Below are 10,647 nucleotides of genomic sequence, written 5' to 3' on the forward strand. Positions count from 1 at the left end.
CTAGGACGGGCGGCTGCCCCAGTCGGGACCTGTCCATGCCGCGGTGGTGTGGAGGCGGAGTCGTCGCTCGAATCGATCGACGCTCTCCTCCGGCGCCCGACGCAGCCCCAGCGCACCGGGTTCCTCGACGAGTCGGAGGACCGCTCGCCTCGGTCGACCGGTGCGGGCGAACTCGACGAGGATCTCGCTCCGGGTGCCGAGGCCGGTCCTCCGGCGCTCGACTCGTCGGATCTCGTCCCAGAGCAGTTCAGCGCGGTCCTCGCCCGCGATCACCGTGAGCACCTCCGTCGTGGGGACGAGGACGACGGAGGGCCGAAGGCTGCTGCGTGGCAGGAAGGGATCCACGAAGTGCAGCAGCCGCGCGAGGTCCGGGCCTCCGCTGACGACGACACCGCCCTCGCCGCTCGCGGTGACGACCGCTCGCGGAGCAGCCAGGAGACGGGCGGTCACGACGGCCGCGAGGAGGAGCAGTCCGAGAAGCGCGACGGCCGCGATCGTGAGCAGGGTCGGATCCGCGAGAGCACCGGCGATCGGGTCGCGGAAGCGGGCGGCGGGAGTCACCCGCACACGGTAGCGAGCCGGGTCGGCGGGGGTCGGCCGATCGTCGCGCGGCGGGCGTGGGCGGGCCGGGTCGACGAGTGTCGGTGAGAGGATGGGCGGGTGTCTGAACGCAGCCGTCCGTCCGTCTTCTGGTTCCTCGCTGCCGCGGTGATCCCCGCGATGACCGCCTCGGTGGACCTCCGCGTCCGCGACGGGCACAAGGTCCCGAGCACCGGCGCCTTCGTCTTCGCGCCGAATCACTACAGCGAGATCGACCCGATCATCACCGGGTGGACGCTCTGGAAGCTGGGGCGCGCGCCGCGGTTCCTCGCGAAGGCGTCGCTGTTCAAGGTCCCCGTCCTCGGGGCGCTCCTGCGGGCGTCGGGGCAGATCCCCGTCGAGCGCGCCGGGACCGTCCGCGGGAACGAGCCGCTCAAGGCGGCGAAGGCGCTCGTCGACGAGCAGCGCTCGGTGATCATCTACCCCGAGGGCTCGCTCACCCGTGACCCCGAGCTCTGGCCGATGCGCGGCAAGACCGGGGCGGTGCGGATGGCGCTGCAGTACGACCTGCCCGTGATCCCCGCGGCGCACTGGGGCACGCAGCAGCTGATGGGCCGCTACTCCAAGAAGCTCACGCTCTTCCGGCGCAAGCGCGTCAACATCCTGATCGGCGATCCCGTCGACCTGTCGGCGTTCCGCGGGCGCAGCCTCGACGCCGTCACGCTGAACGAGGCGTCGGCGGTCGTCATGGCCGCGATCACCGCGCTGCTCGAGGAGCTGCGGGGCGAGACCGCGCCGGCCACCCGGTGGAACCCGTCCGAGCACAACCAGAAGGGGACGGGACGCTTTGAGTCCGAGCAGTAGGAGATCCACTCCGATCCCCGTCCCGCGCCGTGTCGCGGTTCTGGGAGCGGGGAGCTGGGGGACCACGTTCGCCAAGATCCTCGCGGACGGAGGATCGGACGTCGTGATGTGGGCGCGCCGGAGCGAGCTCGCCCGCGAGATCACCGAGGCCAAGCGCAACAGCGACTACCTGCCCGGGATCAACCTGCCGCGCAACATCCGCGCGACACCGCGCATCGAGGAGGCGCTCGAGGGCGCCGACCACGTCTACCTCTCGATCCCGTCGCAGTCGCTGCGCGGCAACCTCGAGGCGATCACCCCGTTCCTGACCGAGCGCACGGTGCTCATCAGCCTGATGAAGGGCGTGGAGAAGAGCACGGGCCTGCGGATGAGCGAGGTGATCGCGCAGATGCTGCCGATCGACCCGAGCCGCATCGCGGTCGCCTCCGGGCCCAACCTCGCCCTCGAGATCGCGAAGGAGCAGCCGACCGCCGCGGTCATCGCCTCCGAGAGCCTCGTCACCGCTCAGGAGGTGGCCCTGGCCGCCACCAACCGCTACTTCCGCTCCTACGTCAACACCGATGTGATCGGCACCGAGTTCGGCGGCGTGCTGAAGAACCTGATCGCGGTGGCCATCGGCATCGTCGACGGGGTCGGGTACGGCGAGAACACCAAGCGTCGATCATCACGCGCGGCCTCGCCGAGATGACGGACTTCGCGGTCGCCTACGGGGGCCGGCCCGAGACGATGTCCGGTCTCGCAGGGCTGGGCGACCTCATCGCCACCTCGAGCTCGTCGCTCTCGCGGAACAACACGGCGGGGCGGCTGCTCGGGCAGGGCTACAGCTTCACCGACGTGGTCAAGTCGATGCAGCAGACGGCGGAGGGACTCGCGTCCGTGGCCCCGGTGCTGGAGCTCGCCCGTGCGCGCGGAGTCGACATGCCCATCGTCCAGCAGGTGTCGCAGGTGCTCGCCGGTACGCTCGACCCGAAGGACATCGCGCCGCACCTGACCACGGATTCGGACGAGCCACAGGGTGAGAGGAACCTCGATGACCAGCAAGCTCCGCGTAGCCGTTCTGTTCGGGGGGCGCTCCAGCGAGCACTCGATCAGCTGCGCCACGGCGGCAGGGGTCCTGAGGGCGATCGACCGTGACCGCTTCGAGGTGATCCCGGTCGGGATCACCACCGACGGCGCGTTCGTGCTCGAGGAGGACCGTCCTGAGAAGTTCGCGCTCGATGCGGATGCCCTGCCCCGCGTGCACGACGACGGCAGCCGGGTGCGCTGGCCGGAGTCGGCGCTCTCGCGCGAGCTGAGCGTCACGCGACCCGACGGCTCGAGCGAGTCGCTCGGGGACGTCGACGTGGTGTTCCCGATCCTGCACGGGCCGTGGGGCGAGGACGGCACGATCCAGGGGCTCCTCGAGCTCGTGGGCCTGCCCTACGTCGGCTCGGGCGTGCTCGCCTCGGCGCTGGGCATGGACAAGCACTTCACCAAGACCGTGCTGCGCGCCGCCGGCATCGAGGTCGCCCCCTGGTACACCGTGACCGAGGCGGAGTGGCGGGCCGCCCCCGGTGACGCCGAGGCGGCTCTCGACGAGCTCGGGCTGCCGGCGTTCGTCAAGCCGGCGCGGGCCGGCTCCAGCGTCGGAGTGAGCCGGGTCGACGACCGCGAGGATCTCGCCGCTGCGCTCGACGAGGCGTTCTCGCACGACTCCCGGGTGCTCGTCGAGTCGGCGATCGTCGGCCGCGAGGTCGAGATCGGCGTGCTCGGCGGTCGTCGCGGGGAGCTGCCGCGCTCCTCCGTCGCCGGCGAGATCGTGATCTCGGGCCGCGGCTTCTACGACTTCGAGGCCAAGTACCTCGGGGCGGCAGGCATCGACCTGGTCTGCCCCGCCGACCTCACCGCCGACGAGCTCGCCGAGATGCGCGAGCTGGCGGTGCGCGGGTTCGAGGCGATCGGGGCAGAAGGACTGGCCCGCGTCGACTTCTTCCTCACCGCCGACGGCTTCGTGGTGAACGAGATCAACACGATGCCCGGATTCACGCCGATCTCGATGTTCCCGCGGATGTGGGGGGCGAGCGGCGTCGAGTACCCCGACCTCATCACGGAGCTGATCGAGCTGGCCCTCGAGCGCCGCCCGCTCGCGGTGGCGTGACGGATCCGGCCCTGGGGCTCCGCCTCGAGGCGGGACCGACCGCTCCCTTCGAGCAGATCCGGGAGCAGATCACCGCGCAGGTGGCCGACGGCGCGCTGATCGTGGGCACGCGGCTGCCGCCGGTGCGCGCCCTGGCCGAGACGCTGGGCATCGCCGCGGGGACGGTCGCGCGCGCCTACAAGGAGCTCGAGGCGGCCGGTGTCGTCGAGACGCGCGGTCGCTCCGGCACCGTCGTCGCGCGCGGAGCGGAGGGTGTGGGCCACGAGGCGCAGCTCGCGGCGGTCGCGTTCGCCGAGCGGATGCGCGCGCTCGGCGTCGCTCCGGACGAGGCGCTGCGGATGGTGCGGACGGCGCTCGGCCGCTGAGCTCAGCCCTCGGGCGTCCCGGTCGTGTCGAGGGTGTCGGTCTCGGACACGTTCGTGCACTCGCCGACCTTCGGCAGGTAGGACACCGACTCGGCCAGGTCGACGACGGCCGACGTGCCGGAGGCGCGGCTCTGGTCGACGGTGATCTCGACTGCCGGATCGCGCCCGTACGTCGTCAGCGTGTACACGTCGTCGGCCGCCTGCGACTCGTCGATGATCCAGTCGACCCCGCTGACCGAGACGCAGAGGTCGGTCGTGGGGCCGGGCACCTCGACTCCGCAGTGCAGGATGACCGCGGCCGGGGTGCCCCAGGCGCCCGTGCCCTGCGCGTTCGTCTCGCGCTCGGGCTGGCCCGCCACAACATCCGGCAGTCGGACCGAGACCTCGGCGCACTCGGTGCTCGTCGCGTCCGCGGCCGGTTCGAGCGCGACCGGCGCGGAGCAGCCGCTGAGCAGGAGCACGGCGGACAGGGCGGCGAGGGGGCAGGCGAGGCGGCGGGGGGACATCGCGAGCCAGGCTAGCGTGTCAACCATGGCACCGGATCAGAGCTCCACCGCGGCCGACCCCGCCTCCCCGCCGGCCGCCCCGTCGCTGGCCGAGCTGAGCGAGGGCGAGGTCCTGGCCCGGGTGCTCGCCCGGCTGTCCGCCGGATCCGCGGGCGCCGAGACGCTGGTCGGGCCCGGCGACGACTGCGCCGTGGTGCGTGCTCCCGACGGCCGCTTCGTCGTCACCACGGACATGATGGTGCACGGCCCGGACTTCCGGCTCGCGTGGTCCACTCCGTTCGACCTCGGCTGGAAGGCGGCGGCGTCCAACCTCTCGGACGTCGCGGCGATGGGCGCCCGCCCGACGGCGCTGGTGGTCGCGATCGCCGCGCCGCAGGAGCTCGGCGTCGACGTGCTGGAGGGGATCGCCGACGGTCTGGCCGCGGGGTGCGCGGCGATGGCTCCGGGCTGCGGGGTGGTCGGGGGAGACCTCTCGGCCTCGGCGACCCTCACCCTCTCGATCACCGCGTTCGGCTCGCTCGACGACCGTGCGCCCGTGCTGCGGAGCGGAGCCCGTCCGGGTGACGTGCTGGCCGTGGCGGGGAACCTGGGCGCGGCGGGCCTCGGACTGCGGCTGCTCTTCGAGCGGGCGCAGGAGGACGGAGTGCCGTCCGTGCGACTCGCGGCGCGGCTCCGGGAGCGGCAGCCGGCGGTCCTCGACGCGCAGCTGCGGCCGACCTCGCCGATCGCGGCGGGGATCGCCGCCGGCCGCTCCGCCACCGCGATGATGGACGTCTCTGACGGCGTCGTCCTCGACGCGCGGCGGATGGCGCGCGCGAGCGGAGTCGTCCTCGACCTCGATCCGGCGGCGGTCGACGCGCATGCGGCACCGCTGACGACGTCGACGGGATCGATGCGGCGCTCGCCCGCTCACTCGTCCTGGGCGGCGGCGAGGACCACGCGATGCTCGCCTGCTTCCCGGAGGGCGTCGCGCTCCCCGAGGGCTTCACCGCGCTCGGTCAGGTGCGCGAGGGGCGTGCCGAGGTCCGCCTCGGGGGAGCGGCCCTCGAGGACCGCGGGGGATGGGACCCCTACCTCGGCTGGGACGGCGCCGCCGGGTGACCCGCTACTCGGCCGCGGGGCGGGAGGCCCACCAGATGGTGGTGTCCCCGTAGTCCTTGCGGCGCTCGCGCTCGAGTCCGGCGGGCCACGTCGGCTCCGGGCTGCGGGAGCTCCGCTCGACGACCACGACGGCGTGCTCGTGCAGCAACGGCAGCACTCCCGCCAGGTCGGCCGCGAGGTCCTCCTCGGTGACGTCGTAGGGCGGGTCCAGCAGCACCGTGTCGGCGAGCAGTCCCGCGGCGCGGTCGAGGAACGACCGGACGGACGAGGTGACCACCTCGATCCGCGGGCGGGGCAGCCTGCCGGCCGCTGCGGCCGCGACGATCGCCCGCGCGTTCGCGTCGGCCGTGCGGGCGGCGGAGGGATCGCGCTCCACGAGCACCACGTAGGCGGCGCCGCGGCTCGCGGCCTCGAGCCCGAGCGCTCCGGATCCGGCGTAGAGGTCGAGCACCGTCGCCTCGTCGAGCGCGTCGCGCGCCTCGAGCGCCGAGAAGACCGCCTCGCGCACGCGGTCGCTGGTGGGGCGGGTGCCGGCGCGCGGCACCTTGAGGGTGAGCGACCCGGCGTAGCCGGAGATGATCCTGGTCACCGTCCGAGGATACGGCGGGCGCCTCCAGCTGGGAGACCGCCCGATCCGACCGCCCGTGACCGGTGCGGGACTGAGAGAATCGATGATCATGACGTCCCTGGATGACACCCTCGCCCCTGTCGGCGGCCCCGCGGGCCCGAGCGGGGCGCGGGCGCCGATGTCCCGCGAGGAGTTCACCGCCCACTGCGGTGCGATCCTCCGCAATCTGACCAGCGTGATCGACGGCAAGGACGCCGAGGTCTCGATGGCGCTGACCGTCTTCCTCGCCGGGGGCCACCTGCTGATGGAGGACGTCCCGGGCACCGGCAAGACCGTGCTCGCGAAGTCCCTCGCCGCCTCGGTCGGCGGCAGCGTCGCCCGCATCCAGTTCACGCCGGACCTGCTCCCCTCCGACGTCACCGGCGTCTCGGTCTACAACCAGGCGACCCGAGACTTCGAGTTCAAGCCCGGTCCGGTCTTCGCCAACATCCTCATCGGCGACGAGATCAACCGCGCCTCGCCCAAGACGCAGTCCGCCCTGCTCGAGTGCATGGAGGAGCGCCAGGTGTCGGTCGACGGCATCACCCACCTGCTCCCTCGTCCGTTCGCGGTCGTCGCGACGCAGAACCCCGTCGAGATGGAGGGGACCTACAGCCTCCCCGAGGCGCAGCGCGACCGCTTCATGGCCCGGCTCTCGCTCGGTTACCCGGACGAGCGCGCCGAGCTCGAGATGATCCGCACCCGCGATGCCGCCAGCCCGCTCGACGCCCTGCGGCCCGTCGTCACCCGCGACGAGCTCGAGCGGATGATCGACTACGTGCAGTCGGTCTACGTCGCGCCGCCCGTGCAGGAGTACGTGGTCGCGATCATGCAGGCGACGCGGATCGATCCCGAGCTGCGCCTGGGCGGGAGCCCTCGCGCGACCCTGCAGCTCATCGCCGCGGCGAAGGCGCTCGCCGCCATCAGCGACCGCGACTTCGTGGTGCCCGACGACATCGACGCGCTCGCGGTGCCCGTCCTCGGCCACCGCCTGCTCCCCGCCACCCGACTGCCGGGACGCTCGGGGTCGGGCGCCTCGCACTCGGTGACCGAGATCGTGCAGCGGATCCTCGCGTCGACTCCCGTGCCCTTCAGCGGCCGTGGCGACTGAGCGCCGCGGCCTCGACGGGCCGTCCCCGCGCATCGGCTCCCTCCCCGCGCTGGGCGGTGTCGCGCTCACCCTGCGCGGCTGGGCCTTCGTGGTGCTCGGCACGGCGGCGATCGTGGCCGCGCCGCTGGTGGACTTCCGCGAGCTGCTCTTCCTCGGGCTCGTGCTCCTCGGACTGCCCTTCGGCGCCGTCGTGTCGCTCGCGGTCTCGACGCCGGTCGTGCAGGTGCAGCGGCGCTTCGAGCCGCGCGTCGTGGCGGTCGGCGACGTCGTCGACGTCGACGTCGTGCTGGAGAACCGCGGCGGGCCGCTGCGCTCGGCCCGCGCCGAGGACCGTCTGACGCGGAGGGACCGCGGCGAGGACTCCGGCCGGTCCGTCGCGAGCGGCGGCTTCGGTCTGCCTCCCGTGGCCGCGCCGGACAGCGGTCGAGCCGGGTGCGCGCGCGGTACCGTCTGCCCGCCGGACGGCGCGGGATCCACCGCCTCGGCCCGCTGCGGATCGTGCGGAGCGAGGCGCTCGGGCTGGCTCTGCGCGAGAGCGTCGTCGGGTCGGCGCAGCCGTTCGTCGTCACTCCGCGCGCCGTACCGCTCGAGAGCGACGTTCTCGACGCGTTCGGCGCCGGCGGATCGAGCCCGGTCGCTCACGCGACGGCGGGCTCGGGCACCGACGACGTCATCCCGCGCGACTACCGGCCCGGCGACGCCATGCGCCGGGTGCACTGGCGCGCGAGCGCGCGGTCGGGCGAGCTGATGGTGCGCCAGGACGAGCAGAACACCGATCCGCACGCGTGGATCCTGCTGGAATCGCGGGCGAGCCGGGTCCTCGACAGGCCCGGGGGCGACGGCCGCCGAGCGCGTGGAGACGACGACCGGCTCGAGTGGGCGGTCTCGATGACCGCCTCGCTCGCCGTCCACCTGCTCGACCGCGGGTTCGAGACCCACCTCGTCGAGACCGGCGCCGGGCCCGAGGTGCAGCACTCGGAGGACGAGCGCGAGGTCGCGCACGACGTGCTCCTGCGGCTCGCCGAGCTCGTGCCGTCCGGGGAGTCGGCCGAGGCCGCCGCGCGGATCGCCGGCGAGATGCGCGAGGCAGGAGGGGTGCGCCCGGTCTTCGCCGTGCTCACCCGCCTCCGCGAGGAGGACCTGGACGCTCTCTCGTCGCTCGCCTCGCACGCCCGTCCCGCCATCGCCTTCCTCGTCGAGGGAACGGCGGAGGAGGAGGCCGCGCTCTCGTCGCTGGGCTGGTACCCGGTCGCCACGACCGTGCGCACGAGCGTCGAGGAGGCCTGGTCCGAGGCCCTCGCGCTGAGGGCGATCGCATGAGCCGGCGCACCGATCGCGACCCGCGGGCCGGGTCCGTCCTGCTCTCGCTCCTGCTCTGGGTCGCGCTCGTCGCGGCGGCGTCGGGCACGGGCCGGCTGCTCGAGGGCGTCGGCTGGCTGATCCAGCTGGCCCTCGCCGTCGGAGTCGTGCTCGCGGTGCCCGCCGGTGCCCGGGCCCTCCGCGCGCACCCCGTCGTGCCGCCCGTGCTCGGCACGCTCACGGCGGTCGTCGTCCTCACCGCGATGTTCGTGCCCGCGCGCGCCCTGCTCTTCCTCCTGCCGACCCCGGCGGCGATCGCCGACGCGCAGACCCTCGCGCAGGCCGGCTTCACCTCCATCGCCCAGCAGGGCCTGCCCGCCACCGCCGACAGCGGCATCGCGTTCCTCCTGGTGGGCGGCGTCGTCGTCCTCGCCTGGGCCGCCGACCTCTTCGCCTTCTCGGTGCGGCTGCCCGCGCTGACCGGGCTCTTCCTGCTCGCGCTGCTCGCGGTGCCGGCGATCATCGATCCCTCCGAGGTGTCCTGGCCGAGTCTCGTGCTGACCGCGCCGGCCTACGCGGGCGTGCTCGCCGCGGGGTCGCGGCCCGAGCGCCGCGCCCCCGCCCGGCGGCTGTCCTCCGCCTCCGCCCTCCCATCGGTCGCGGTGGTCGGAGTGGTCGTCGTCGCCGCGGGGCTGCTCGCCGGCTCGGCGTCCGGCTACGTCCGCACGCCGTCCTCCTCCGGGGTCTCCGGGACGCTCTTCAACGGCTCGATCGACCCCGTCGTCGCGCTCGGCGACGACCTGCGCCGGCCCAACCCGGTGACGGTGCTGCGCTACTCGACCGACTCCGATCTCCCCGTGTACCTCCGCGTGCTCACGGTCTCGGACTTCGACGGCGAGAACTGGGCGCCGAGCGGCACGGAGGCGACGGCTCCCGTCGAGGAGCCGATCGCCCCCGAGGGCCTCGCCGAGAGCGTGCCGCGCGAGACCGAGCAGGTCGAGGTCGAGGTCGAGACCCTCCGCAGCCAGTGGCTGCCGGTGCCCTACCCGGTGTCCTCCCTCGACGCGTCGGGAACGGCTGGCTGCAGGACGTCCAGGACGGCTCGATCCGCGGCGACGCGACCACCCGGGCCGGCGACGAGTACCGGGTCGAGGCGCTGCGACTCGCGCCCGATCCGCAGCAGCTGCTCGCCGCTCCCGCGTCGGGCGACGCCCTCGAGCGCTACCTGGCCCTGCCGGCCGACGTGCCGGAGGTGGTGGGCACGACCGCGGCCGAGGTCACGGCCGAGGCGGGGAACCCCTACGACCGGGCGCGCGCGCTGCAGACGTTCTTCCGCTCCTCCGAGTTCACCTACTCCGAGGACACCCCGGCCGAGGAGGGCTACGACGGCGACGGCGTGGGAGTCCTCGAGGCGTTCCTCGAGGTCCGCGAGGGCTACTGCGTGCATTTCGCCTCGGCGATGGCCGTCATGGCGCGCGAGCTCGGGATCCCGTCCCGCCTGGCGATCGGCTACCAGCCGGGATCCGTGGTGCCCTCCTCCGGCAGCGACCTGACCGACTACCGCCTGCTCTCCTCCGATCTGCACGCCTGGCCCGAGCTGTACTTCGAGGGCGTCGGCTGGCTGCCCTTCGAGCCCACGCCGAGCCGGGGCGCTCCGGCCTCCTACACGCTGCCCAGCGCGACCTCCTCGACAGGCGCGACGCCGGGAGCCGCGGCCAGCGCCGCTCCCGAGCAGTCCGAGGAGGAGGAGGCGACCCCGACGCCGACCGCGTCCTCCGCCACGGCCACCCCCGGTGCGGTCGGAGCCTCGGCGACGGCGACGGCGCCGGTCGTCACCACCTGGGTGCTCCTGCTGCTCCTGCTGCTGGTCCCGTGGCTCCTGCGCACCGTGCAGCGCTCGCTCCGGCGTCGCGCGGCGGACGGGGGGTCGGCGGAGGCCTCCTGGGCGGAGGTCCTGGCGAGCGCCAGGGACCTCGGCGTGCCGGTCGAGGAGACGGACTCGCCCCGGGTGCAGGAGGCGCTCCTGCGCGACGCGCTCGGCGAGGACGCGGCGGCGCGGAACGAGCTGGAGACCCTCCGCGACACGGTCGAGCGGGCGCGCTACGCCCCCGTTCCCG

The 10,647-nt window shown here is 73.8% G+C and carries 10 protein-coding genes and 3 pseudogenes; 10 read left to right on the plus strand and 3 right to left on the minus strand.

Annotation, left to right across the window (positions count from 1 at the left end; all coding sequences use genetic code 11):
* On the minus strand, positions 1-561 hold the full coding sequence (locus tag B0T42_RS13045) for a hypothetical protein (RefSeq protein WP_139344512.1): 561 nt from the start codon (positions 559-561) through the stop codon (positions 1-3).
* 159 nt (positions 562-720) lie between these two features.
* On the opposite strand from B0T42_RS13045, the gene B0T42_RS13050 reads away from it, so the two are divergent.
* The 4 genes and pseudogenes from B0T42_RS13050 (at position 721) to B0T42_RS13065 (ending at position 3,906) form a co-directional block, all read left to right on the plus strand.
* The gene (locus tag B0T42_RS13050; RefSeq protein WP_077223528.1) at positions 721-1,404 is read left to right on the plus strand and encodes a lysophospholipid acyltransferase family protein; all 684 of its coding nucleotides are present in this window, start codon (positions 721-723) and stop codon (positions 1,402-1,404) included.
* Positions 1,388-2,538 (plus strand): annotated as a pseudogene (locus B0T42_RS13055) (NAD(P)H-dependent glycerol-3-phosphate dehydrogenase). Before B0T42_RS13050 ends, B0T42_RS13055 begins: the two are co-directional and overlap by 17 nt.
* Positions 2,435-3,541 carry a D-alanine--D-alanine ligase family protein gene (locus B0T42_RS13060; RefSeq protein ID WP_077223524.1) on the plus strand — a complete coding sequence of 369 codons (1,107 nt, stop codon included), beginning with the start codon at positions 2,435-2,437 and terminating at the stop codon, positions 3,539-3,541. The pseudogene B0T42_RS13055 and the gene B0T42_RS13060 overlap by 104 nt, the downstream one beginning before the upstream one ends.
* Positions 3,538-3,906 carry a GntR family transcriptional regulator gene (locus tag B0T42_RS13065; protein ID WP_200931015.1) on the plus strand — a complete coding sequence of 123 codons (369 nt, stop codon included), beginning with the start codon at positions 3,538-3,540 and terminating at the stop codon, positions 3,904-3,906. The genes B0T42_RS13060 and B0T42_RS13065 overlap by 4 nt, the downstream gene beginning before the upstream one ends.
* A 2-nt stretch (positions 3,907-3,908) precedes the next feature.
* Here B0T42_RS13065 and B0T42_RS13070 read toward each other — a convergent pair whose 3' ends face one another.
* The gene (locus B0T42_RS13070) at positions 3,909-4,439 is read right to left on the minus strand and encodes a DUF3515 domain-containing protein (protein WP_236720276.1); all 531 of its coding nucleotides are present in this window, start codon (positions 4,437-4,439) and stop codon (positions 3,909-3,911) included.
* Between B0T42_RS13070 and thiL the strand changes: the two are divergent.
* Positions 4,438-5,217 (plus strand): annotated as a pseudogene (gene thiL, locus B0T42_RS13075) (thiamine-phosphate kinase); the annotation flags it as partial. The gene B0T42_RS13070 and the pseudogene thiL sit on opposite strands and share 2 nt — an antisense overlap.
* 137 nt (positions 5,218-5,354) lie before the next feature.
* On the plus strand, positions 5,355-5,513 hold the full coding sequence (locus tag B0T42_RS22750) for a hypothetical protein (protein WP_446737381.1): 159 nt from the start codon (positions 5,355-5,357) through the stop codon (positions 5,511-5,513).
* Between the two features lie 4 nt (positions 5,514-5,517).
* Here the strand turns inward: B0T42_RS22750 and rsmD are convergent, their stop codons facing one another.
* On the minus strand, positions 5,518-6,102 hold the full coding sequence (gene rsmD, locus B0T42_RS13080) for a 16S rRNA (guanine(966)-N(2))-methyltransferase RsmD (RefSeq protein ID WP_077223525.1): 585 nt from the start codon (positions 6,100-6,102) through the stop codon (positions 5,518-5,520).
* Positions 6,103-6,259: 157 nt separating this feature from the next.
* Here rsmD and B0T42_RS13085 point away from each other — a divergent pair, with 157 nt between their 5' ends.
* From B0T42_RS13085 to B0T42_RS13100, 4 genes and pseudogenes are all read left to right on the plus strand, one after another.
* On the plus strand, positions 6,260-7,231 hold the full coding sequence (locus B0T42_RS13085) for an AAA family ATPase (protein WP_201788539.1): 972 nt from the start codon (positions 6,260-6,262) through the stop codon (positions 7,229-7,231).
* Between the two features lie 432 nt (positions 7,232-7,663).
* The gene (locus tag B0T42_RS13090) at positions 7,664-8,551 is read left to right on the plus strand and encodes a DUF58 domain-containing protein (protein ID WP_077223526.1); all 888 of its coding nucleotides are present in this window, start codon (positions 7,664-7,666) and stop codon (positions 8,549-8,551) included.
* Positions 8,548-9,627 (plus strand): annotated as a pseudogene (locus B0T42_RS21435) (TgpA N-terminal domain-containing protein); the annotation flags it as partial. The gene B0T42_RS13090 and the pseudogene B0T42_RS21435, both read left to right, overlap by 4 nt.
* Before the next feature lie 158 nt (positions 9,628-9,785).
* The coding region (locus tag B0T42_RS13100) for a transglutaminase-like domain-containing protein (protein WP_236720277.1) at positions 9,786-10,647 on the plus strand (862 nt) is incomplete at its 3' end.

The sequence above is a fragment of the Rathayibacter rhapontici genome, assembly GCF_001995175.1.
GTDB lineage: Bacteria > Actinomycetota > Actinomycetes > Actinomycetales > Microbacteriaceae > Rathayibacter.